The sequence below is a fragment of the Robertmurraya sp. FSL R5-0851 genome, assembly GCF_038002965.1.
Lineage (GTDB): Bacteria > Bacillota > Bacilli > Bacillales > Cytobacillaceae > Robertmurraya_A > Robertmurraya_A beringensis.
The window spans coordinates 4,540,125-4,563,060 of record NZ_JBBOOE010000001.1 but is presented as its reverse complement, the minus strand read 5'-3'; the positions used below and the strand labels follow the sequence as shown (position 1 = coordinate 4,563,060).

At 43.1% G+C, this 22,936-nt stretch carries 23 protein-coding genes and 1 pseudogene; 23 read left to right on the top strand and 1 reads right to left on the bottom strand.

The window, feature by feature from the left end; all coding sequences use genetic code 11:
- Nucleotides 1–13: 13 nt before the first annotated feature.
- The 18 genes and pseudogenes from MKX65_RS23240 to spoIID all read left to right on the top strand — a co-directional run bounded on the left by MKX65_RS23240 (nucleotide 14) and on the right by spoIID (nucleotide 18,164).
- The gene (locus tag MKX65_RS23240) at nucleotides 14–871 is read left to right on the top strand and encodes a F0F1 ATP synthase subunit gamma (RefSeq protein ID WP_340905927.1); all 858 of its coding nucleotides are present in this window, start codon (nucleotides 14–16) and stop codon (nucleotides 869–871) included.
- A gap of 176 nt (nucleotides 872–1,047) precedes the next feature.
- Nucleotides 1,048–2,469, top strand: coding sequence for a F0F1 ATP synthase subunit beta (atpD, locus tag MKX65_RS23235; RefSeq protein WP_066059969.1), 1,422 nt, complete (start codon nucleotides 1,048–1,050; stop codon nucleotides 2,467–2,469).
- Between the two features lie 22 nt (nucleotides 2,470–2,491).
- Complete coding sequence (locus MKX65_RS23230) at nucleotides 2,492–2,896, top strand: F0F1 ATP synthase subunit epsilon (protein WP_160545856.1); 405 nt, start codon at nucleotides 2,492–2,494, stop codon at nucleotides 2,894–2,896.
- A gap of 688 nt (nucleotides 2,897–3,584) precedes the next feature.
- Nucleotides 3,585–3,959, top strand: coding sequence for an NADH-quinone oxidoreductase subunit A (locus MKX65_RS23225; protein WP_066059966.1), 375 nt, complete (start codon nucleotides 3,585–3,587; stop codon nucleotides 3,957–3,959).
- Complete coding sequence (locus tag MKX65_RS23220) at nucleotides 3,950–4,462, top strand: NuoB/complex I 20 kDa subunit family protein (RefSeq protein ID WP_340905924.1); 513 nt, start codon at nucleotides 3,950–3,952, stop codon at nucleotides 4,460–4,462. The genes MKX65_RS23225 and MKX65_RS23220 overlap by 10 nt, the downstream gene beginning before the upstream one ends.
- A gap of 54 nt (nucleotides 4,463–4,516) precedes the next feature.
- Nucleotides 4,517–5,425: pseudogene (locus MKX65_RS23215) on the top strand (NADH-quinone oxidoreductase subunit C); the annotation flags it as partial.
- Nucleotides 5,426–5,428: 3 nt separating this feature from the next.
- The gene (locus MKX65_RS23210; protein WP_340905922.1) at nucleotides 5,429–6,529 is read left to right on the top strand and encodes an NADH-quinone oxidoreductase subunit D; all 1,101 of its coding nucleotides are present in this window, start codon (nucleotides 5,429–5,431) and stop codon (nucleotides 6,527–6,529) included.
- On the top strand, nucleotides 6,529–7,542 hold the full coding sequence (gene nuoH / locus MKX65_RS23205; protein ID WP_340905920.1) for an NADH-quinone oxidoreductase subunit NuoH: 1,014 nt from the start codon (nucleotides 6,529–6,531) through the stop codon (nucleotides 7,540–7,542). The genes MKX65_RS23210 and nuoH overlap by 1 nt, the downstream gene beginning before the upstream one ends.
- Before the next feature lie 202 nt (nucleotides 7,543–7,744).
- Entirely contained in the window at nucleotides 7,745–8,164 is a 420-nt protein-coding gene (gene nuoI, locus MKX65_RS23200) for an NADH-quinone oxidoreductase subunit NuoI (protein ID WP_119710242.1), read from the top strand.
- On the top strand, nucleotides 8,161–8,682 hold the full coding sequence (locus tag MKX65_RS23195; RefSeq protein ID WP_340905916.1) for an NADH-quinone oxidoreductase subunit J: 522 nt from the start codon (nucleotides 8,161–8,163) through the stop codon (nucleotides 8,680–8,682). The genes nuoI and MKX65_RS23195 overlap by 4 nt, the downstream gene beginning before the upstream one ends.
- A complete protein-coding gene (nuoK, locus tag MKX65_RS23190; protein ID WP_160545851.1) occupies nucleotides 8,679–8,993 on the top strand; it encodes an NADH-quinone oxidoreductase subunit NuoK in 315 nt (104 codons plus the stop codon). The genes MKX65_RS23195 and nuoK overlap by 4 nt, the downstream gene beginning before the upstream one ends.
- A gap of 89 nt (nucleotides 8,994–9,082) precedes the next feature.
- A complete protein-coding gene (gene nuoL / locus MKX65_RS23185; RefSeq protein ID WP_340905911.1) occupies nucleotides 9,083–10,951 on the top strand; it encodes an NADH-quinone oxidoreductase subunit L in 1,869 nt (622 codons plus the stop codon).
- The gene (locus tag MKX65_RS23180) at nucleotides 10,948–12,444 is read left to right on the top strand and encodes a complex I subunit 4 family protein (RefSeq protein WP_340905909.1); all 1,497 of its coding nucleotides are present in this window, start codon (nucleotides 10,948–10,950) and stop codon (nucleotides 12,442–12,444) included. The genes nuoL and MKX65_RS23180 overlap by 4 nt, the downstream gene beginning before the upstream one ends.
- 6 nt (nucleotides 12,445–12,450) lie before the next feature.
- Complete coding sequence (gene nuoN, locus MKX65_RS23175; protein WP_340905906.1) at nucleotides 12,451–13,968, top strand: NADH-quinone oxidoreductase subunit NuoN; 1,518 nt, start codon at nucleotides 12,451–12,453, stop codon at nucleotides 13,966–13,968.
- Nucleotides 13,969–14,419: 451 nt separating this feature from the next.
- Entirely contained in the window at nucleotides 14,420–14,665 is a 246-nt protein-coding gene (locus tag MKX65_RS23170) for a DUF1146 family protein (protein ID WP_340905905.1), read from the top strand.
- A 164-nt stretch (nucleotides 14,666–14,829) separates the two neighbouring features.
- The gene (locus tag MKX65_RS23165) at nucleotides 14,830–15,576 is read left to right on the top strand and encodes a YwmB family TATA-box binding protein (protein WP_340905904.1); all 747 of its coding nucleotides are present in this window, start codon (nucleotides 14,830–14,832) and stop codon (nucleotides 15,574–15,576) included.
- A 32-nt stretch (nucleotides 15,577–15,608) separates the two neighbouring features.
- Complete coding sequence (gene murA / locus MKX65_RS23160) at nucleotides 15,609–16,916, top strand: UDP-N-acetylglucosamine 1-carboxyvinyltransferase (RefSeq protein WP_340905902.1); 1,308 nt, start codon at nucleotides 15,609–15,611, stop codon at nucleotides 16,914–16,916.
- A 228-nt stretch (nucleotides 16,917–17,144) separates the two neighbouring features.
- A complete protein-coding gene (gene spoIID, locus MKX65_RS23155) occupies nucleotides 17,145–18,164 on the top strand; it encodes a stage II sporulation protein D (protein ID WP_340905899.1) in 1,020 nt (339 codons plus the stop codon).
- Nucleotide 18,165: 1 nt separating this feature from the next.
- Here the strand turns inward: spoIID and MKX65_RS23150 are convergent, their stop codons facing one another.
- The gene (locus tag MKX65_RS23150; RefSeq protein ID WP_340905898.1) at nucleotides 18,166–18,558 is read right to left on the bottom strand and encodes a VanZ family protein; all 393 of its coding nucleotides are present in this window, start codon (nucleotides 18,556–18,558) and stop codon (nucleotides 18,166–18,168) included.
- Between the two features lie 123 nt (nucleotides 18,559–18,681).
- Here MKX65_RS23150 and MKX65_RS23145 point away from each other — a divergent pair, with 123 nt between their 5' ends.
- From MKX65_RS23145 to MKX65_RS23125, 5 genes are all read left to right on the top strand, one after another.
- On the top strand, nucleotides 18,682–19,587 hold the full coding sequence (locus MKX65_RS23145) for a peptidoglycan DD-metalloendopeptidase family protein (RefSeq protein WP_160545843.1): 906 nt from the start codon (nucleotides 18,682–18,684) through the stop codon (nucleotides 19,585–19,587).
- A gap of 210 nt (nucleotides 19,588–19,797) precedes the next feature.
- A complete protein-coding gene (locus tag MKX65_RS23140) occupies nucleotides 19,798–21,405 on the top strand; it encodes a gamma-glutamyltransferase family protein (protein WP_340905897.1) in 1,608 nt (535 codons plus the stop codon).
- 14 nt (nucleotides 21,406–21,419) lie between these two features.
- Complete coding sequence (locus MKX65_RS23135) at nucleotides 21,420–22,028, top strand: pyroglutamyl-peptidase I (protein WP_340905896.1); 609 nt, start codon at nucleotides 21,420–21,422, stop codon at nucleotides 22,026–22,028.
- 271 nt (nucleotides 22,029–22,299) lie between these two features.
- On the top strand, nucleotides 22,300–22,479 hold the full coding sequence (locus MKX65_RS23130; protein WP_160545840.1) for a hypothetical protein: 180 nt from the start codon (nucleotides 22,300–22,302) through the stop codon (nucleotides 22,477–22,479).
- A gap of 129 nt (nucleotides 22,480–22,608) precedes the next feature.
- Nucleotides 22,609–22,911, top strand: a complete 303-nt coding sequence (locus tag MKX65_RS23125; RefSeq protein WP_340905894.1) for a DUF4212 domain-containing protein — start codon at nucleotides 22,609–22,611, stop codon at nucleotides 22,909–22,911.
- Nucleotides 22,912–22,936 lie beyond the last annotated feature (25 nt).

Below are 22,936 nucleotides of genomic sequence, written 5' to 3'. Positions count from 1 at the left end.
GTGGTGAGAATCTGTGGCATCATTACGCGATATAAAATCTCGTATTACTTCGACGAAGAAGACGAGCCAAATTACAAAAGCCATGCAAATGGTATCTGCTGCAAAGATGAATCGTGCAGAAATGAACGCGAAGTCTTTCGTTCCTTACATGACGAAGATTCAAGAGGTTACTGCTTCGATCGCACAAGGAAGTAAGGACGTGCAAAACCCATTGCTTACAAGCCGTCCGGTAAAAAAGACTGGGTATGTAGTCATTTCTTCTGACCGTGGTCTAGCGGGTGCATACAACAGTAACGTGCTAAGGCAGCTATTTAATACAATTAAAAGCCGTCACCAATCAAACGATGAGTTTGCGATTATCGCAATCGGACGTGTTGCCCGTGACTTTTTTAAGAAACGCAATATGCCGGTTATTCTGGACATCATTGGAGTTCCAGATCAACCAAGCTTCGCTGAAATAAAAGACATCGCATCAAAAACCGTTGGTATGTTTGCTGATGAGACGTTTGATGAGTTATTCCTATATTACACCCACTACGTAAGTGCGATTCAACTGGATGTAACGGAGAAGAAGCTTCTTCCTCTAACTGATATTCAATCAGAAGGGAAACTTACATCTTACGAGTTTGAACCATCTGCGGAGGAAATTCTTGATGTCCTATTGCCACAGTACGCGGAAAGCCTAATTTATGGCGCCCTTCTTGACAGTAAAGCAAGTGAGCATGCTGCAAGGATGACGGCTATGAAAAATGCAACAGACAACGCAAACGAGCTAATCAGCAACCTAAGCCTTGTCTACAACCGTGCACGACAAGCGGCAATTACACAAGAGATTACTGAGATTGTTGGTGGAGCAGCGGCGTTAGAATAGCGCTCCATAAAACATTTAATAAAAATTCAATGAAGTTAGAGCTGTCTAGCTTCAGCGCCTAGCCCCTCGAGGTCACAAGTCAATCCTCTCCGGAGGTCAGGACCTCCTGCAAGGCTCGCCTTGTGCTTGTCGGGGCTGATCGAGGCGCTTACGCATTTCTATTAGGAGGGAACACAATGACTAAAGGACGCGTTCTTCAAGTTATGGGTCCGGTTGTTGACGTAAAGTTCGAAAGCGGTCATCTACCACAGATCTATAATGCACTTAAAATTGTAAACAACGCGCAGAGCGAATCTGAAGTTGATATCAACTTAACCCTTGAAGTTGCCCTTCACTTAGGTGACGATACAGTTCGTACCATCGCAATGGCTTCTACTGACGGATTAACTCGTGGAATCGAAGTAGAAGACACTGGTGCTGCTATCTCTGTACCAGTTGGTGATGTAACACTTGGACGTGTATTTAACGTACTTGGTGAGGCAATCGACTTAAACGAGGATATTCCTGCAAGTGCTCGTCGTGACTCTATTCATAGAGAAGCACCAAAATTCGAGCAACTTTCTACACAAGTAGAAATTCTTGAAACTGGTATCAAAGTAGTAGACTTACTTGCTCCATATATTAAAGGTGGAAAAATCGGTCTATTCGGTGGTGCCGGTGTAGGTAAAACAGTTCTTATCCAGGAGCTAATCAACAACATCGCTCAAGAGCACGGTGGTATCTCCGTATTCGCAGGTGTTGGTGAGCGTACACGTGAAGGTAATGACCTTTACCACGAAATGACTGACTCTGGAGTTATTAAGAAAACAGCGATGGTATTCGGACAAATGAACGAGCCGCCTGGGGCACGTATGCGTGTTGCTCTAACGGGTCTGACAATGGCTGAATTCTTCCGTGATGATCAAGGACAAGACGTTCTTTTCTTCATGGATAACATCTTCCGTTTCACACAAGCAGGTTCTGAGGTTTCTGCCCTTTTAGGCCGTATGCCTTCAGCGGTAGGTTACCAACCAACTCTTGCTACGGAAATGGGTCGACTGCAAGAACGTATCACATCTACTAACGTAGGTTCTGTTACATCTATCCAAGCAATTTATGTACCTGCCGATGACTATACGGATCCGGCTCCAGCTACAACATTCGCTCACTTAGATGCAACAACTAACCTTGAGCGTAAGCTTTCTGAGATGGGTATCTACCCAGCGGTGGATCCACTTGCTTCAACTTCTCGTGCATTGTCACCAGAAATCGTTGGAGAAGAGCACTACTCAGTAGCTCGTCAAGTTCAGTCAACATTACAACGTTATAAAGAACTACAAGATATCATCGCAATCTTAGGTATGGATGAGCTATCTGACGAAGATAAGCTTATCGTAGGTCGTGCGCGTCGTATCCAGTTCTTCTTATCACAAAACTTCCACGTGGCAGAACAGTTCACGGGACAACCAGGTTCATATGTTCCTGTTAAAGAAACGGTGAAAGGCTTCAAGGAAATCCTAGAAGGTAAGTATGACCATCTTCCAGAAGATGCATTCCGTCTTGTAGGTAGAATTGAAGAAGTAATCGAATCTGCAAAGAAAATGGGCGTAGAGGTCTAAATTAGGACCAGGAGGGTAAAAAATGAAGACGATTAAAGTCAGTGTTGTTACTCCCGATGGCCCGGTGTATGAATCAGATGTGGAAATGGTAAGCACCAAAGCTCAAAGTGGTGAGTTAGGTATTTTACCAGGACATATTCCAATGGTCGCACCGTTACAAATTGGATCTGTTCGTTTGAAAAACGGCGGCAAAACAGAATACGTAGCAGTAAGTGGCGGTCTTTTAGAAGTTCGTCCTGACCAAGTATCCATCTTGGCTCAATCTGCAGAAGTATCTGATAGCATCGACGTCGAACGCGCACTACGTGCAAAAGAGCGTGCTGAAGAACGCCTGCGCGAGCAGCAACGTTCACACGTAGACTTCAAGCGTGCCGAAATGGCATTGCAACGTGCCATCAACCGTATCTCTGTTTCAGAGAAGCGATAAAACAATCAATCAACCAACCCCCTTTGGCGACTCTTAGTCAGATCGTCGGAGGGGTTTTTTTATGTTTATATTTTGGTGGAACGGGGAAAAAGAGGGTGTTAGGTTCCCGTGAGAGAGAGGAGAGCTGTGTGGCGGTAACCAAAGTGGTAGTTAGGTTCCTGTGAGCGAGGAAAAAACTGTGTGATGGTAATCAAAGTGGTAGTTAGGTTCCCGTGAGTGAGGAAAAAGCAGTGTTGCGGTAACCAAAGTGGAGGTTAGGTTCCCGTGAGCGAGGAAAAAACTGTGTGACGGTAACCAGAGTGGGTGTTAGGTTCCCGTGAGCGAGGGAAAAGCAGTGTGACGGTAATCAAAGTTAGGCTTTAGTGCCCGTAGAGCTGGAAAAAAAGCTCGCATGGTAACTGAATCAAACAAAGACAACCAAGCACACCTCCTTGATCTACTAATCCACCAAAAATAATAATATTTTCATATTTCATTGACTATTCTCACAGACAAACACCGCTTTTTACCATTTAATAGAATAAAGATTATTATTTCACATACTATATCCTCGAGGGACAAGAAACATTTTTTCAGAAATTCCAATAAAAGTCTTTGGCTTGTCGACACAAATTTGTAACAGTGTTATAATGAATTCGGTTACATATTTAAATGTTTAGAAAATTATAAGACATTGGAGGGGATGGACATGGAGCTTTTAAATGTATATCAGAATAACTATCTGATTGTCTTTGTTTTTCTATGTCTAGGTGTTTTATTACCTGTGGTTGCGCTGTTTCTGGGGAAACTATTGCGTCCGTATAAGCCTTATGATGCGAAGTACACCACATACGAAAGCGGAATTGAACCATTTCACGATTCAAGAGTGCAGTTCAATGTCCGCTATTATATTTTTGCTCTAATGTTTGTAATCTTTGATGTAGAAACCGTGTTTCTTTACCCATGGGCAGTAGCTTATGAGAAACTCGGTATCTTTGCATTGATTGAAATGCTTATTTTCGTATTAATGCTGCTTGTAGGACTTGTCTACGCTTGGAAGAAGAAGGTGTTAAAATGGACTTAAAATTGGAAAACATCTCACCAGAAGAATTAGAAGAGTTAAAGAGAAATGTATTTTTAACCACGCTAGAACAAATTAAAGCATGGGCACGAAGCAATTCATTGTGGCCAATGACATTCGGGCTTGCTTGTTGTGCGATCGAAATGATGGGCGTAGGTTCTTCACACTATGACCTTGACCGATTCGGATCGTTTTTTCGTACGTCTCCACGTCAGTCAGATGTCATGATTGTGTCGGGTACGGTTACGAAGAAAATGGCGCCAATTGTCCGTCGACTATATGATCAAATGCCTGAGCCTAAGTGGGTAATTGCGATGGGCTCATGTGCTACAGCGGGTGGACCATATGTAAAGTCATATGCAGTCGTGAAGGGTGTGGATCAAATCGTACCTGTCGATGTGTATATTCCAGGCTGCCCTCCTAACCCAGCAGCACTTATTTACGGAATTAATAAATTGAAGGAAAAAATTCGCTATGAGGCTAAGACTGGGAAGAGGGTGATCTAATCCATGAGTGGGGAAAAGAACTTGGAACAGTTAAAGAAGGAAGCTGCGGAAAAAGCCAAAGCAAAGGCTGCCGCCGCTGCAAAGGCCAAAGCAGCCGCATTAGCGAAAATGAAGGAAAAAGAGCAAGCCGAAGAATCACCTTCTAGCTCTGATGACACAGATTTAGCTAAACAAAAAGCAGTCGCCGCTGCGAAAGTAAAAGCCGCAGCAGCAGCCAAAGCAAAGGCCGCTGCACTAGCAAAACAGCAGGGCGCTGCAGAAGAAGCACCAGCGGGAGACGACGAAAAGGCAAAAGCGATCGCCGCCGCAAAGGCAAAAGCTGCCGCGGCAGCCAAAGCGAAAGCTGCCGCACAAGGCGGAACCGCTGGAGATGATGAAAAAGCGAAGGCGATTGCTGCCGCAAAAGCCAAAGCTGCAGCTGCAGCCGCTGCAAGAGCCAAAGCAAAGCCTGCGGAAGAAGAGGCTCCAGAAGGACTGGTCCCTTCACCAAACCAACCGTATTTGGATAAATACGTGAAGGTCATTGAAGAGCATCTGGGCAAGGATGTATTGGAAGACTTCTATATTAATAATCTGTCAAAGGACGTGCCAACTTTGGTGGCAAAGCCGGAAAACTATTATAGAATTGCCGAGTTCCTTCGCTACAATGAGCAGCTTGGCTTTAATTATTTATCAGAGTTTCATGGGGGAGATTTTGAGACGCACATGGAAGTGTATGCTCATCTTTACTCATATAATAACAGGCAATCCGTTGCGTTAAAGGTGAAGATTGATCGCGAGAAACCTGAGGTAGAGTCGGTTTCGAAGCTTTGGGCAGGCGCCAACTGGCCGGAGTGTGAAGCATATGACTTACTGGGAATTCAGTTTAAAAATCATCCGAAGTTATACCGAATTATGCTTGGTGATGATTGGATTGGTCACCCTCTACGCAAAGACTATGAACCATACGATGTGGAGGTGTAACGAGTGCTTCGAACGGAAGAAATGCTTTTAAACGTAGGTCCTCAGCATCCAAGTACGCATGGTGTGTTCCGACTGGTGTTGAAAATTGATGGAGAAATCATCAAGGAAGCAAACCCGGTTATTGGGTATTTACACCGCGGAACGGAAAAATTAGCTGAGAATTTACAATACACTCAAATCATTCCTTACACAGACAGACTCGATTATTTAGCAGCAATGACAAACAACTATGTGCTCTGTCATGCAGTTGAAACGATGATGGATTTAAAGATTCCAGATCGAGCGGAATACCTCCGCGTCATCGCGATGGAACTGGGTCGTGTTGCTAGTCATCTCGTTTGGTGGGGTACATACTTATTAGATATCGGGGCGGTCAGTCCGTTTCTATACGCTTTCCGTGAGCGTGAAATGATTATTAATATGTTAAACGAGTTGTCCGGTGCGCGTCTTACGTTTAACTACATGCGGGTAGGAGGCGTGAAGTGGGATGCACCTGAGGGCTGGATTGAAAAAGTGGGCGAGTTTATCCCATACATGCGTGAACAGCTGAAAGGCTATCATGACCTCGTGACGGGGAATGAAATTTTCATGAACCGAGTGAAGGGTGTGGGTCGCTACACGAAAGAGGATGCAATTAACTACTCATTAAGTGGAGCAAACCTAAGATGTACGGGAGTCAAATGGGATCTTCGTAAAGATGAGCCGTATTCAATTTATGACCGATTTGACTTTGATGTTCCTGTTCAAGAGGGTGGAGACGCTTGGGCAAGATACCATGTTCGTCTAGCGGAGCTTGAGGAATCTTTGAAAATCTTAGAACAAGCAGTCGAGCAATTCCCGAAAGAAGGGGAAATCCTCGCTAAAGTTCCGAAGATTATTAAAGCACCAAAGGGCGAGGCGTACGTTCGTATCGAGTCACCTCGTGGAGAAATTGGATGTTACATCGCGAGTGATGGAAAAAAAGAGCCGTACCGCTTGAAGTTTAGAAGACCTTCTTTTTACAATTTGCAAATCCTTCCGAAGCTATTGGAGGGAGAAAATATAGCAAACTTAATCGCGATTTTAGGTGCAATTGATATTGTCCTAGGGGAGGTTGATGGCTAATGGTAGAGGAACTGCTGCAATCACAACCAGGACTCTTAAACTTTGGGATTTTCTTTTTACTAGCAACGGTTCTATTGTTAGTGGTTTTAGGATTTGTTACGTATGCGATTTTAGCAGAAAGAAAAGTCATGGGTTTCATGCAGCTTCGTCACGGACCGAATCAGGTTGGAGGCCGCTGGGGGCTTTTACAAACGGTAGCTGACGTATTAAAGCTCCTATTAAAAGAAGATACGATACCGAAGCTAGCAGACCGCCCGCTCTTTATCTTTGCACCTGTCATCGCGTTTGCACCGGCATTTATGGTGCTAGCAACGATTCCGTTAACCGATCACCTTCAGTTTGCTGATATTGGTGTTGGATTATTGTACTATATCGCCATTTCAGGATTAACAACTGTGGGAGTGGTAACAGGTGGATGGGCATCAAATAATAAGTACGCACTACTTGGTGGGATGCGTGCAGCAGCCCAAATGATTTCCTACGAAATCCCACTTGTGATGTCGGTAATTGGAGTCATCCTTTTTGCAGGCAGCCTGAATTTGAACGATATCGTCGCCGCTCAAGATGAGCAAGGCTGGTTCATTATTTGGCAACCGATTGCGTTTCTTGTGTTTATCATCGCATCCGTTGCAGAGTTAAACCGTACACCGTTTGACTTGCCAGAAGCGGAATCCGAACTAGTAGCCGGATTCCACGTGGAGTACTCAGGCTTCCGATGGGCATTCTTCATGCTCGCTGAATATGTGTACCTATTCGCAATGGCATCACTAACAACCGTACTTTTTCTAGGAGGATGGCTACCACCATTCGACTTCTTAGGATTCATCCCAGGAGCCGTATGGTTCGCCCTAAAATTCAGCGTCGTCATCTTCTTCCTAGTCTGGATCCGAGTCACCTTCCCACGCCTAAGAGCAGACCAACTAATGGAATTCGGATGGAAGATACTATTACCAGTAGCCTTGGCGAACATTTTCTTAACAGCATTGGTTAAAGAATTACTAAAGCTTTTTTAAGACAGAAACTCTGTTGTGATACACCGTGTTGATTGGAGCGGAGGGCGCTTGACTCCTTGGGGATCAGCGTCACAGGCGAGACCCCGCAGGAGCGAAAGCGACGAGGAGGCTCGGCGGACGTCCCCAGGAAAGCAAGCGCCCGGAGCGGAAATCAACACCCCAGTTTAACAATAAGCCTACTTACTAGAGAGGGTGAGTCAACGTGCTTGGATTAGCAAAAGGGTTAGCCTATACACTCAAGAACCTAGCAAGAGAAAAAGTAACCTACGATTATCCAAATGAGCCGCTGCCACTTCCGGACCGGTTCCGTGGGATACAGAAGTTTTACCCCGAAAAATGTATCGTCTGTAATCAGTGTGCAGCCATTTGTCCAACCGATTGCATTCAATTGACCGGGAAAAAACACCCTGACCCTACGAAAAAAGGAAAAATCATTGATACGTATGATATCAACTTTGAAATCTGTATCCTATGTGATCTTTGTACGGAGGTATGTCCGACAGAGGCCATCATTATGACAAATAATTTTGAGCTTGCGGAATATAGCCGGGATGAGCTTTTTAAAAACTTAGAATGGTTAGATGAGAACGATGAAAATATTCGGAAGGTGAATAAAGCATGACAGTTACGGGTGAATTAATCGCATTTATGTCACTAGCGCTCGTTGCGGTCATTGGCGGCGTTCTGTTGTTGAATTTGACGAAGGTTGTTCATATGATCGTAGCTCTTGTGTTCACCTTTGTGAGCATTGCGGGAATTTACGTGATGCTCTCTGCTGAATTTGTCGCAACGGTTCAAATACTAATCTACTCAGGCGCCATTACCATCATTATGCTATTTGGGATTATGCTTACCCGTCATAATGATACGAGCGAACCAGAGGAAGGTTGGATTCGAAAGACTCTCCTATTCATCGGTGTCCTCGGATTTGCGGTTGTGATGTATATCGGGGTGTATGACCTAGATTTGGCTTCTGGACCAAACACGCTTCATGAAAATAATACCGAGCAAATTGGGGTGGCGCTTTACTCAAAGTATGTGATTCCATTTGAAATCACATCTGTCATCTTATTAGTTGCTTTGATCGGATCGATTGTGTTAGCGAAAAAAGATGATGAAAAGGAGGCGGATAAGGAATGAGCTCAGTTCCCGTTTCAGCCTACCTCACGCTTGCGTTAATTCTATTTTGTATCGGATTGTACGGTGCATTAACGAAGCGAAATACAGTGATTGTATTAATTTCCATTGAATTGATGCTAAACGCAGTCAATATAAATCTGGTTGCCTTTAGTAAGTACGGAGCGAACCCAGGGATTACGGGTCAAGTGTTTGCATTATTTTCGATCGCTGTGGCAGCAGCGGAGGCAGCCGTTGGGTTGGCGATTTTAATTGCCCTTTACCGTAATCGAAAAACCGTTAATATGGATGAAATGAACACCTTAAAGCATTAGAAAAATATGACTCGCTTATTTACAGCGGGCCTCAATCAAACGCGCAACATAAAAAAAACCGGTGCGCGTTCTAAAAGGGGATTGTGATATTGATGGAAAATGCATGGATCATACCGCTTTTCCCGCTACTATCATTTTTGTTCCTTCTTCTGTTCGGAAAAAAGCTAAAGGAAAACAGCGCCTTTGTCGGTATTCTGCTAGTGGGTGTGTCGTTTGTTTATTCGCTTATTGTCTTATTTGCGCGTTTTACACAACCGACCTATAAAGCAGAAGGCACATGGCTTTCGATCGGAGATGTTCAACTAACAGCGGGTTTTGAAGTAAACCAGTTAAATGCGCTAATGCTCGTCATCGTATCTCTTGTTAGTTTGCTTGTACATACGTATTCAAAGGGGTATATGCATGACGATGAACGCTTTCATGTCTTTTACGCGTATTTAGGATTATTTACGTTTGCAATGCTTGGTTTAGTATTATCGCCCAACCTTTTACAAACGTATATTTTCTGGGAATTAGTCGGCGTTGGCTCTTTCCTATTAATCGGTTTCTACTTTTTTAAGGAAGACGCCAAAAAGGCTGCAAAAAAAGCCTTTATCATGACCCGTATCGGGGATGTGGGCCTTTTTATCGGGATGATTCTATTATTCTGGCAGGTAGGAAGCTTTGAATACGATGAGATTTTTGCTGCGGTAGAGGCGGGTTCGATTTCTACAAGCATGATCACATTAACGGCGATCCTAATTTTCATTGGTGCCGTTGGGAAATCAGGTCAATTTCCGCTTCACACCTGGTTACCGGATGCGATGGAAGGTCCGACGCCTGTGTCGGCATTAATCCACGCGGCAACGATGGTTGCGGCAGGGGTATATTTAGTAGCAGCTTTGTTCCCGCTTTTCACCGCGAGTGAAACCGCATTAATGACAGTAGCAGTAGTGGGGGCGATTACCGCGATCTTTGCGGCTAGCATCGGCTTAGTTCAAACCGATATCAAACGGATCCTTGCTTACTCTACGGTATCTCAGTTAGGTTATATGATGTTAGCACTTGGATCAGCTGGTTATGTGGCTGGGGTATTCCACCTGATGACACACGCGTTTTTCAAAGCGTTATTATTCTTAGCAGCAGGTAGTGTTATCCATGCCGTTCATACGCAGAACATTGAAGAAATGGGTGGCTTATGGAAAAAGCTTCGCGTCACGGGTCCATTATTTTTAGTGGGGACATTGGCGATAAGTGGAGTTCCATTATTCTCCGGGTTCTTTAGTAAAGATGAAATCTTAATTTCTGCTTGGGTTCATGGAAACACGGCATTATTTTGGTTAGCAGTGATCGCCGCCTTCTTTACGGCTTTTTATATGTTCCGCTTATTCTTCCTCGTCTTTACTGGTGAGGCTAGAAAAGAAATCAAGCAGGTACACGAGTCTCCTGCAGTAATGACACTTCCAATGGTTGTGCTTGGAGTACTAGCAGTGGTTGCTGGTTATGTGAACACACCTTGGTTTGGAACATTTTTAGGAGATTGGTTAGTGGAGGGGAATGAAGCACTTGGCCATGGTCACGTCGAAGGTCCAGCGTGGATTATGATTGTGGCAACACTTGTGTCACTTGCGGGAATTTTCATTGCTTACCTCATGTATGGGAAAAAGTCTCTGTCACGCGATTGGTTATCCAGCCGTGCACCAGTGACGTACAGTGTTTTATACAACAAATACTTTATAGATGAATTTTACGAGTTAACGATTGTGAAGTTAACCAAGTTCTTTAGCTTGTTCCTCAAGTATATTGAAGTGTTTATTGTGGAAGGAATCGTTAACCTCGTTACCCAGATTGTTCAAACGTTTGGAAAAACAGGTTCACGCGTACATAACGGTCAGGTGCAAATGTACGGAACCGTTGCCTTTGTTGGCTTAGCCGTCTTATTTGTAATTTTTGCTGTAACAGGGGGGTACTTCGGATGAATTTGATGTTAGCACTCATCGTGTTTTCCCCGTTACTTGGGATTCTCGTTTTATCATTTATTCCAAAAATGCAGGAGAGCTCCATTAAGCTGATTGGGATTCTTGCGACTTTACCAGCAATGGTTCTTTCACTGGCTGTTTTCTCTCAATATAAAAATGGAACAGAACTGTTTGAGTACAATCTGAAATGGAACTGGATTCACTTTGGCATGAGTGAAGGAGTATTTGAAATTCCGTTTGAGTTGGGGATGGATGGCTTCTCACTTATTATGGTTGTTTTAACAAGTATTCTGTCCTTGTTAGCGGCTATTGCTTCGCTTCATATTAAAAAAGAGTGGAAGGGCTACTTCATGTTATTCCTTCTCCTTGAAGTAGGAATGCTCGGAGTATTCGTGGCCGAAAACCTAATCCTGTTCTTCTTATTTTTTGAAATCACGCTCATTCCGATGTTCTTTTTAATCGGGAAATGGGGCTATCATGAAAAAGAAAAAGCAGCGTATAGCTTCCTGATTTACAATGGACTTGGTTCAGCGGTTCTACTGATTGTCATTATGGTGTTGTTCGCTCGCACAGGAACATCCAATATTGATGTGTTACAGCAATTGCTAACAGCAGATGCAGGCCATGCAAGAATCACGGACTCCGTTAAAATGGGGCTTTTACTTGCCTTGTTAGTGGCGTTTGGTGTAAAGCTACCTATTTTTCCGTTACATACATGGATGCTTCGCGTTCACGTTCAGGCTCCACCATCAATCGTAATGCTTCACTCAGGAATTCTTTTGAAAATTGGGGCATACGGGTTAATTCGCTTCGGAATGGGAATTTTCCCAGAACAATTCACCTCCATCGCTTGGTTGCTTGCTACGCTCGGTGTGGTGAACTTATTGTATGGTGCGTTCCTTGCACTGGTTCAAAAGGATTTCAAGATGGTGCTCGCATACTCTTCGATTTCTCATATGGGAATTGTGTTAATTGGAGTTGGGGCACTTAATGAAGCGGGTATTCAAGGGGCGATCTTCCAAGTCGTTTCTCACGGGTTGATCTCTGCCTTATTGTTCTTCTTAGTAGGAATTTTTTATGAGCGTTTCCATACGTCTCATATCACGAAGCTTGGTGGAATGGCAAAGGGAATGCCAATCACAGCTGGTTTCTTATTAGCGGGAGCAATGGCTTCTCTTGGTTTACCGGGAATGAGCGGATTCGTAAGTGAGTTCATGGCGTTTTTAGGATTATTCGAGGCCATGCCTGTACTTGCTGCGGTCGGCTGCTTAGGCATTATTTTAACCGCTGTATACTTACTGCGAGCGGTTTTAGGGATAACGTTTGGAAAAGCGCATCGGGAATTCACTAGCGTATCAGATATTCGTTCTTTTGAATGGGCGCCGGTACTCGTACTTGTCGCGTTAATTGTGGTAATTGGTGTTTACCCAAGTGTACTAAGTGAACCACTACAAGCCACACTTGAGACTATCATGCTTGGGTTAGGAGGGTGATGAAGGATGGATCTTGAACAAATGTTATCGTATCAATGGGCAATTATGACACCGGAGTTCATCATCCTTGGTATTGCAACCATCCTTTCCATCATGGACTTGTTCATGCCGAAAGACCAAGATCGAAAAATTCTTGGCTGGATTGCCTTCACTGCCATTATTGCAGCGTTTGTCTCACTATTAGGATTGGTGGATTTAGAATTAACGAGTATTTTATATGATACGTTTCGCTTAGATTCGTACGCAAAAGCATTCAAGTTGTTACTGCTCCTTGGTGCAGCGCTTGTAATGCTACTTGCAATCAGTTACGAACCCAAAGAAGAGATGAAGGAATACAAGGGAGAGTTCTACTATTTGTTTTTAACCGCTTTGCTCGGAGCAATGGTTATGACGTCGAGCGGAGACTTAATCACATTATTTGTCGGACTTGAACTTTTATCACTTTCTTCTTATATATTAGCGGGCATTCGTAAAAAACATCTTCCATCCAATGAGTCAGCCATGAAATATGTCATCAATGGCGGGATTTCAACAGCTGTCACACTGTTTGGATTAAGCTATGTGTTTGGTTTAACCGGATCAACCAACTTAACGGAGATTACAGGTGTGTTATCAGCGAATTTTGATACACAGCAAATTTACTTGCTTGGGTTATCCTTTTTGCTAGTATTTGTTGGTTTATCGTTTAAATTGGCATCGGTACCGTTTCATATGTGGGCGCCGGATGTGTATCAAGGAGCACCAACTCCAGTTACTGCGTTTTTAAGCGTGGTGTCCAAAACAGCTGGATTCGTGATTTTGCTTCGTATTCTTTTGACTGTATACGGGGCGGCACCATCTGGTTCAAGTACGGCATCGTATCCGATGTTGATTAAGATGCAGGATTATATTGCACTGCTGGCAGGAGCAACGATGATTATCGGGAACGTCATTGCGTTACGTCAGCGCAATGTAAAACGATTATTCGCATACTCCAGTATCGCGCATGCGGGGTACCTGTTGGTAGCAATAGCGGCATTGTCAGCATTCATGTTTGACGCGATGTGGTTTTACTTAGGAGCTTACTTGTTCATGAATCTTGGTGCGTTTGCCATCATTCAGCTGATCAGTGGAAAATCAGATAATGAAGATATTAGTGCATTTGCTGGCCTTTATAAGCGTTCACCAATCTTGGCTGTTTCAATGGGAGTGTTCCTCCTTTCGTTAGCGGGAATTCCAGGAACAGCAGGCTTTATTGGAAAGCTGAACATCTTTATGGGAACGTTCTATGTGGATCCTGCACACTATGTGCTAGCATCGGTCATGATCGCCACGACCGTCATTTCGTACTTCTACTATTTCGGCATTTTTACACAAATGTTCTTTCGACCAGCCGCAACCGATGAAAAAATTCAGCTACCAGCTGGAATCATCGTTGTGTTAGTCATTGCGGTCGCAGCAACCATTGTGTTTGGTCTATTCCCGAATTTGGCGTTTGATTTCTTGCACAATCACTTCAACGGCTTTTCGGACATGTTTCAATAGGTAATGGGAGAAAAACTAGCAAGAGTTGGGGGACTTTTGCTAGACGGTAAGATGGGGTTTTAATAGAATTAGCAAGAAGAGGGTTGGGGAACCCTCTTCTTTTTTGTGCATAGAGGTTTTTATTGTTAGGGTGTAGGGTAAAGAGTGTTTTATGACGTGTTAAACGTGAAATGGGCTTGTTGCGTGTCATAAAGGTTAGTTTATGACATGAAAAGGCGAAAACTCATGATACATAAGGTCATAAACATGGTTTTATAACGCGTAACGGTGGTACCCCAAGCTCGAATATGTCATAAAACCATCAACTGATAAAAATCTCCTAAAAAAATGAAACTTTTCCACTACCTCACTCGTCAATAATGAGGTATGTGGTTCTGTTTCTGTTACATAAATGATACAATGAAAGGTAGGCTTGCCCAAAGACCAATTGTATAAGGGAGAGAAGGTATGGATGATCGCAGAATTTGGACATCAAGCATTAATTAGCATTTTGTCGCATTTGTTTTTTATTGCACTTGCCTGGTGGGCGCTTCAGTCCATTAATTACGAAAAGCTATTAAGAGGGAACCATGTATTGCAAGCACGAGTGTTGTTTATATTTTTATCCATTGTGATTGGTTCTGCTGTTAGTAATTTTTTCCTGGATTACCTGCTTTGGTCACAACAACTACCACTACTCTTTCAAATGATTATGTAAAATATAGGTCTTCTGACATTTTTATTAACGGCTAAATTTAAGTACAATTCTCTTTGTGTGTTACTGCACAAAACCTTACATAAGACTTGTCAAAAAGTGACGACAATTCCCAAGTATGTCCTTAAGCTACCTGGTAACAATGGTAGTAAGGGGAGGAATTGTAGATGAAAAAACTTTCTTATGTCTTATTAATTATGTGCTTAACAGGTTTTGCTATTATAAACATTGGGAATAAAACGATAGTAGCTGAAGAACAGCTTGACTTACTAACACTTGCTTCTGTCGTGGAAGGGGAACAAATTCCCATCACTGGATGGTCTCTGCATGCAAGAGAGAAAGTGGACCATTTAGACAGCCTTGAGGGCGTGAAGGAGTTCAGCAAAGACTTGCAAAAAAAATTTCCTGAATGGTCGTGGAACGTGAATTCTAAAGAGAATATGTGGGAAGCTACAGGTATAAGCACCACTGACCATGGTCCGAAGGAAAAAATCCAAGTTTTAACAACCCTCACAAATCAGCAACCTCAAACGTATATCATTTATGAGGTGAATGACGAGAAATTTTCGCAACAAACCACACGATTTCTTGAAAATGAACTACCATTGCAGCTCTCTGACATCTTTCGAGGAAAACCAACAATTTTCTCTTGTATAAAAGGCGAATTCAGTGATAAGATGAATAAGTCTTTGCCTGATACTGTCAATCGATTACTTACGCAGTTTAAGGCAGAAGAGATCGAATCATTAGACGAAAATAATTTTGTATCATCATCGGCGTATTCGCCTATGTTGTCAGAAACCTTAACAAGCAACCAGAAAGAAATGAACTTACAAGTAGGACTTAGAACGCAAGGATTGGGCGCAAAGACTACCCTAGTAGTTGGCACACCAATCATTACGATTGAATATTAATATAGAGAAAATGGACGCGGAGGGGAATACACTTGGAAAAAATCATCGTCCGCGGCGGAAGAAGGCTTAGTGGCTCAGTGAAAGTAGAAGGCGCTAAAAATGCAGTTTTGCCTGTGATCGCCGCAACATTATTAGCAAGTGATGGAAAATGCGTAATTAAAGATGTGCCGACACTCTCCGATGTATTTACAATCAATGAAGTGTTACGCTATTTAAATGCCAATGTCGGATTTAAAGATAACACGGTAACGGTTGATGCATCTGGAGTATTAAGAGAAGAAGCACCATTTGAATATGTAAGAAAAATGAGAGCATCTGTACTAGTAATGGGTTCATTACTAGCAAGAAATGGCCGTGCACGAGTTGCATTGCCGGGTGGCTGTGCAATTGGTTCACGTCCAATTGATCAGCATTTAAAAGGCTTTGAAGCTATGGGTGCTAAGGTAAAAGTTGGAAACGGATTTATTGAAGCCGAAGCTCCAGAAGGTCGCTTACACGGCGCAAAAATCTATTTAGATTTCCCAAGTGTCGGTGCGACTGAAAATATTATGATGGCCGCGACTCTTGCCAATGGTACAACAGTGATGGAAAACTGTGCGAAAGAGCCAGAAATTGTGGACTTAGCTAATTTCCTTAACAAAATGGGTGCCAAGGTTAGAGGAGCAGGAACAGGTACGATTCGCATTGAAGGTGTAGATGTTCTTTTCGGTTGCGAGCATCATATTATTCCTGACCGCATCGAGGCTGGAACATTCATGGTTGCTTCCGCTATTACTGGTGGAAACGTGCTTGTAAGAGGAGCCGTTCCAGAACATTTAACCTCACTTATTGCGAAAATGGAAGAGATGGGCGTTATTATTGAAGAAGAAGCGGACGGCTTACGTGTCATTGGACCAGATAAGCTTAAAGCCGTGGATATCAAAACAATGCCACATCCAGGATTCCCAACAGATATGCAATCACAAATGATGGCATTACTTCTTCATGCAAAAGGAACTAGTATGATTACAGAAACGGTATTTGAAAACCGTTTTATGCACGTAGAAGAATTCCGTCGTATGAATGCTGATATTAAAATTGAAGGTCGTTCAGTAATTATGAATGGACCATCTAACCTGCAAGGAGCAGAGGTTGCTGCAACAGACTTACGTGCGGCTGCTGCGCTTATCTTAACAGGATTAGTCGCTGACGGCATCACTCGTGTAACAGAGCTTAAGCATTTAGACCGTGGGTATGTTGACTTCCACCAGAAGCTTGCATCACTTGGTGCAGATATCGAGCGTGTGACAGAAGTCGTTGAAACGATTGAAAAAACATACGTTAGTGATATGAATGCTTAAATAAATGTATATTCGTAAATGTAAACCGTAGAAGTATTCCATACTCTGCGGTTTTTTACATTTTTATTACAGGAAAAGGATGACCACCTAGAATATTGTGATGCTTCTACAATGTTTTTATTCATGATATAAGAAAAAGTCATATTTGCTTGTCCAAGTCCATATGTATGAATGGAGACGGGACTACATATTCCTTGTTACCTAATGCGTACTGGAGGCACAAGCACAATGAAACTAAAACCATTTGTAATCGTATCCGCCATTCTATTCGTCGTCACACTAATGATTCCTACACTCGTCGTGCTCCCTTTTTCAGAGGGTAAGGTAAGTGGTAAACTTGGAGAGGAAACCGCTAAAGAGACGGTCGCTGAAGCACCACCAACGGGTCCGGCCGTAGAAGTTGCTGTCTATCGTACCGCATCAGAATCAGTGGAGACACTTGAACTGGATAACTATGTAACGGGCGTTGTTGCATCAGAAATGCCAGCCACGTTTGAACTTGAAGCATTGAAGGCACAGGCGCTTACTGCAAGAACCTATATCGTGAGGCAAATGATTAGCTCAGAAAAGCTTGAGGTACCTGACGGGGCACTCGTAACGGATACGGTGCAGCACCAGGTATTTAAGAACGATGAAGAGCTTAGAAAGATTTGGGGCAAGGACTACTCTTGGAAAATAGAGAAGATCCGTAAAGCGGTACAGGAAACGAGCGGTCAAATTTTAACCTATGAGGGAAGCCCAATCGATGCGACGTTCTTTTCAACAAGTAATGGGTATACGGAAAATTCCGAATCAGTTTGGCAAGGTGCACTCCCTTATTTAAAAAGTGTCGAGAGCCCTTGGGATCTGAATTCAAAGGAATTTAACGGACAAAAGGTTGTTTCCGTTTCCGACTTTGAGCGATTGTTAGGCGTGAAGGTGGGTTCAGGTGATACGATCGGAAAAGTGGTCGAGCGTACATCTAGTAACCGAGTGAGCAAGGTCGACTTTAATGGGACCGTGCTAACCGGGCAAGATATTCGTACGAAGCTGGAATTAAAATCAACTGACTTTACGTGGGAGCGAAAAGGCGACCAAATCGTGATTAATACAAAGGGATACGGCCACGGTGTTGGTATGAGCCAATACGGGGCGAATGGAATGGCACAAGAAGGAAAGAACTACGTAGATATCGCGAAGTACTACTATCAAGGAGTAGAAGTCGTATCATCAAACGATCTGCTCACGAAGATTACTGCCCAGAAATAAGCTAGAGCTTTTGCTCTAGCTTATTTTTTTTCAAAAAATAAAATCGGTTTACGAAATAATAAGCTACGGTGACACCAATAACGTCCTTTACAAGGTCAATCCATGTGGCGGAGCGGTAGGGAACGAAGGACTGGTGAATTTCATCAAGTGCCCCGTACAGGCAAGCGATGATCGCAAAGAGGAGGCTTGTCTTTTTTGTGAGCTGTCCATTTCCATATAGTGCAAGGGCGAAGAGGAGGTATAGAATTCCAAATTCGACCAGGTGTAGTGACTCTTTAATGATGCGGTCAAGGGACAAGTCGGGCAAGGCGACGAATTTGTCGGCCGGAAAGCTGGATAGTGTCCAAATCAGCGCCATATATGCAAGGGGAAGGGTCCAAAGAAATTTTTTCATAAAACATTCTCCTATCATGAATAATTGTAAAAGCTTTGTCGAAAAATAAGTCTAAAAAATTTTTTCCTCACAACGTATATATTTCTCTCACATTGTTCAAACTGATTGCTGAGGTGATGATAAATGAGAGAGGAAGAAAAGAAACGATCTTCTCAAGATTCAAATGTTAAGCGCTTTTTAAAGAAAAGATGGGCATTCCCAGCAATTTATCTAGGAAGCGCAGCGATCATTTTAACCGCGGTTTTATGGTATCAAAGCAGTGCAACAGATTCAGACAAGTTTGGGTACAACAACGAGGCTACTGACGTTACAGACAAGAAGTTCAATGAGCCAGCTGTTGAAGTATCACGTACAATGGAAAACTTTGTAATGCCGGTGACAGATCCAAACAAGGTCGAAATTCAAAAGCAATTCTATGATAATAACGGCTCAACAGAACAGCAAGAAGCAGCCCTAGTATTCTACGACAATTCATACCACCCAAACACAGGTATTGATATTGTTCAAAAAGATGGGGAAGCATTCGATGTAGTTGCAGCTCTTAGCGGAACAGTGACAAAAGTGGTTGATAACGATTCTCTACTTGGTAATGTGATTGAAATTGAGCATGACAAAGGAATTGTAACACAATATCAATCAGTTAGTGACATCAAAGTAAAAGTTGGCGATGAAGTTAAGCAAGGTAAGTCAATCGCAACTGCAGGTGAAAGCCTAGTTAATGAAGAAGCTGGCGTTCACGTTCACTTTGAAATTCGCAAAGATGGAGTAGCTTTAAATCCAATTGACTATTTCCAAAAGCCTTTAAGTTCATTAAAAGAAGTAAATGTGTCTGATATGGAAAACAGCGGAAAAGATGATCCAAATGCAGTAGAAGAAGAAGAGGAAGCAACGGATGACGCAGCAGAAAAGAAAGCTGCTGAAGAAGAAGATGCGGACAAGTCTACTGAAAAAGAAGGAACAGATTCTGGTAAAGAAGAAACTCCTGGAACTGAAGAAGGAACTGACAGCACAGATAATTCTGATGCATAGGATATAGTAAGAGGAAACCCGCCTTGTGCGGGTTTTTTTTGTTGAGGAGGAGAAACTTTGTTATTAAGTGTCCACCTGAGACGGACAAAAACAAGAATTTGTCCACGGGCGGTGACAGACACCCAAGTTAGTAATTTCTTAATTATTGGAAAAATTCAAAATCTATCGTATAATATTTCGAAAGACGAAGTTTAATAGGGGGAGTTTCATTTGTCATACCTTACATATCCGTATCGATCACAGCGAATGGCGACGATTGCTAGAAATGGCATGGTGGCGACATCTCAGCCACTTGCCGCGCAGGCAGGGCTTGATATGCTAAAAAAGGGTGGGAATGCTGTGGATGCGGCAATTGCGACAGCAGCGTGCTTAACCGTCGCTGAACCAACGTCGAATGGCATTGGTGGCGATGCCTTTGCGCTGGTTTGGATCAAAGATAAGATGTACGGCTTAAATGGGAGCGGACCTTCCCCGCAAGGAATTTCAATTGAAAAAGTGAAAGAGCTTGGGCATGAAAAAATGCCATCGCATGGCTGGATTCCGGTAACCGTTCCTGGTGCTCCCTCTGCATGGGCGGAGCTCTCCAAACGCTTCGGACGTTTGCCATTAACGGAAGTGTTGCAACCGGCGATTGCATATGCACGAGGTGGTTACCCAGTTTCTCCAACACTTGGGAAGTATTGGGGTAGTGCCTATAACATTTATCAGAAACGCTTTGGGGAGGACGCCTCATACAAGGAATGGTTCCGCGTGTTTGCTCCAGATGGAAAGCCACCACAAATCGGTGAGATGTGGAAATCTGAGGATCATGCGAATACTCTTCAAGAAATTGCTGAGACGAATGCAGAAAGCTTTTACCGAGGCCGATTAGCCGATGAAATTGACGCTGCTTCTAAGACTCATGGGGGCTTTTTACGAAAAGAAGATCTTTCCGCGTACAAAGCAGAGTGGGTGGAGCCGATTTCTGTCAACTACCGCGGCTACGATGTGTGGGAAATTCCACCGAACGGTCAGGGCTTGGTTGCGCTTATGGCACTCAATATATTAAAAGGCTACGAGTTTTCGCACCGTGAAGATTTGACGGGCTTGCATGTGCAATTAGAAGCCATGAAGCAGGCATTTACCGATGGGAAAACGTATATTACGGATCCAACAACGATGAAGGCAAATGTTTCAGATCTGCTATCGGATGAATTTGCCGAGAGGGCTCGTGCGAAAATCACAGAGGAGGCTCAGCTCCCAGAACCGGGTACTCTTCCAAAGGGTGGAACGGTGTATTTGGCGACTGCTGATGGAGAAGGGAATATGGTTTCTTTTATCCAAAGCAATTATATGGGCTTTGGCTCTGGGATTGTTGTTCCAAACACAGGAATTGGTCTGCAAAATCGTGGCCATGATTTCTCATTAAATGTAGAAGACGAAAATGCGCTTGCTCCTGGGAAAAAGACGTATCACACGATCATTCCTGGTTTTATTTCAAAGGATGGAGAGGCTGTTGGGCCTTTTGGTGTGATGGGTGGTTATATGCAGCCACAAGGGCATGTGCAGGTAGCGATGAATATGATTGATTTTGACCTGAACCCGCAAAGTGCGCTAGATGCTCCTAGATGGCAGTGGATATCTGGAAAGAAGATCGAAGTGGAGCATGATTTTCCAAATCATCTGGTTCAGGGGCTGGTGAGAAAAGGACATGAGATGGTTGTTGCACATGATTCTGGTGGGTTTGGTCGTGGTCAGGTGATTGTTCGTAATCCAGAGACAGGTGTGCTAACGGGAGGTACGGAAAAGCGTACGGACGGTAGCATTGCTAGTTATTAAGGGGAGACACATCTATGAAAAAGCTATTGTTAACAGGGTTTGAACCGTTTCTAAACCATCCAATCAATCCCACCGAGGAGATCGTATTGAGACTGGACGGAGCACAGATTGGTGAATACGAGGTGAAGGGAGTTCTTTTGCCAGTAGATTTTGAAAAAGCACCATTGGCGATATTGGATGCGGTTCGTGAGGTTGCCCCTGATGCGGTCCTGTCGCTCGGTCTTGCTGCGGGACGGACGGAGATAACACCGGAGCGGATTGCCATTAATTGTCGCGACGGGGAAGCGGATAATAGCGGGAGAGCTTTCGTAGATTCTAAGATCGCTGAAGAGGGTGCAGATGGCTATTTTTCTACACTTCCTATTCGGATGCTAGTGGACACCCTTCAAGAGAAAGGCTATCCTGCTAGGGTCTCGAACAGTGCGGGTACGTATTTATGCAACAATGTGATGTACACCGTTTTACATGAGTTAAAGGAGAAGCAATGGGATATTCCAGCTGGCTTTGTACATGTTCCAGCTTCCCACGAGCTTGTAATAGATGGGAAAAAAGCGATGCCAAGCTGGTCCTCCAGAGACTTGCTTGAAGCCGTTAAAATAATGATTAAGGCACTGAGCATGTGAGGTTTCACATGCTTTTTCTAATTTCAAGACCGTGTTAACTAATCTTACAAACTCCTTGGATGAAAAAGTTTTCGACGGCAGTTTTAAAAGGAAAGTATTGGTAATGTTGGGTTTTCAAGGTTTATCTTCAAATTTCGACAAGCTCTCTGAGAATTTACTGGCTAGTCTTACTTGACCAAGAGACGGTTTATGTAGATAATAAGTATTGAATTTTCTTAAAATTTCAGAAAAGTAAAAATTGTTAACGCTTTCACATAAAAGGAGGCAAGAAATGATCTTTTTAAGCTTACTTCTCATCTCTGTCGTTTGTTTATTTTTTGCATTTAAAAAGAAAAGACCCTTCTTCTTAGTTATTCCATTCCTATCCATTTTCGTCTACTTCATCGTTCAAATCATCCTAGTTCCTATGCCATTCATTGATACCATCAAGTTTATCTTCAGCTTAAGTTAAAAAGGTTGATGACTTTTTCTTGCATAACCGGCGAGTAAAAGTTCATATATATTTTTCGAATAGAAAGGAGGGTTGTGTGAGAAACATCTAGAACCGCACAAGAACATCATTTTTCATGGGGGTGTAAGTGTGAAGAAAATTGATAAAGAGGTAGCCGATCGTTATTTCCGCGAAAGAACACGCAATATTATTATTTATTTTATCGTCTGGTTTCTCGTTTCCTTTGGAGTAGTCTTTTTTGCTGAGCCACTAAGTCAGTATTCAATTAATGGGTTTCCCCTTCATTACTTTATGGGAGCTCAAGGGGCAGTGATCACGTTTATCATTTTACTATTTGTAAATGCCAAGCTAAGTGACAATGTGGACAAAAAATACGGAATTGATGAGAGCAAAAATGAACAAATCAGTTCTGGAAAAGTGTTCGAGCATTAAAGGGGAATGCTCGGGGTCTCAAATA

Coding starts and splice junctions, on each gene's coding strand:
- nuoN (WP_340905906.1), top strand. CDS start 12,451: ATGGATCTTGAACAAATGTTATCGTATCAATGGGCAATTATGACACCG.
- MKX65_RS23145 (WP_160545843.1), top strand. CDS start 18,682: ATGAGAGAGGAAGAAAAGAAACGATCTTCTCAAGATTCAAATGTTAAG.
- MKX65_RS23195 (WP_340905916.1), top strand. CDS start 8,161: ATGACAGTTACGGGTGAATTAATCGCATTTATGTCACTAGCGCTCGTT.
- spoIID (WP_340905899.1), top strand. CDS start 17,145: ATGAAACTAAAACCATTTGTAATCGTATCCGCCATTCTATTCGTCGTC.
- MKX65_RS23165 (WP_340905904.1), top strand. CDS start 14,830: ATGAAAAAACTTTCTTATGTCTTATTAATTATGTGCTTAACAGGTTTT.
- MKX65_RS23230 (WP_160545856.1), top strand. CDS start 2,492: ATGAAGACGATTAAAGTCAGTGTTGTTACTCCCGATGGCCCGGTGTAT.
- MKX65_RS23225 (WP_066059966.1), top strand. CDS start 3,585: ATGGAGCTTTTAAATGTATATCAGAATAACTATCTGATTGTCTTTGTT.
- MKX65_RS23135 (WP_340905896.1), top strand. CDS start 21,420: ATGAAAAAGCTATTGTTAACAGGGTTTGAACCGTTTCTAAACCATCCA.
- nuoK (WP_160545851.1), top strand. CDS start 8,679: ATGAGCTCAGTTCCCGTTTCAGCCTACCTCACGCTTGCGTTAATTCTA.
- MKX65_RS23220 (WP_340905924.1), top strand. CDS start 3,950: ATGGACTTAAAATTGGAAAACATCTCACCAGAAGAATTAGAAGAGTTA.
- MKX65_RS23170 (WP_340905905.1), top strand. CDS start 14,420: ATGATCGCAGAATTTGGACATCAAGCATTAATTAGCATTTTGTCGCAT.
- atpD (WP_066059969.1), top strand. CDS start 1,048: ATGACTAAAGGACGCGTTCTTCAAGTTATGGGTCCGGTTGTTGACGTA.
- MKX65_RS23150 (WP_340905898.1), bottom strand. CDS start 18,558: ATGAAAAAATTTCTTTGGACCCTTCCCCTTGCATATATGGCGCTGATT.
- nuoH (WP_340905920.1), top strand. CDS start 6,529: ATGGTAGAGGAACTGCTGCAATCACAACCAGGACTCTTAAACTTTGGG.
- MKX65_RS23130 (WP_160545840.1), top strand. CDS start 22,300: ATGATCTTTTTAAGCTTACTTCTCATCTCTGTCGTTTGTTTATTTTTT.
- MKX65_RS23180 (WP_340905909.1), top strand. CDS start 10,948: ATGAATTTGATGTTAGCACTCATCGTGTTTTCCCCGTTACTTGGGATT.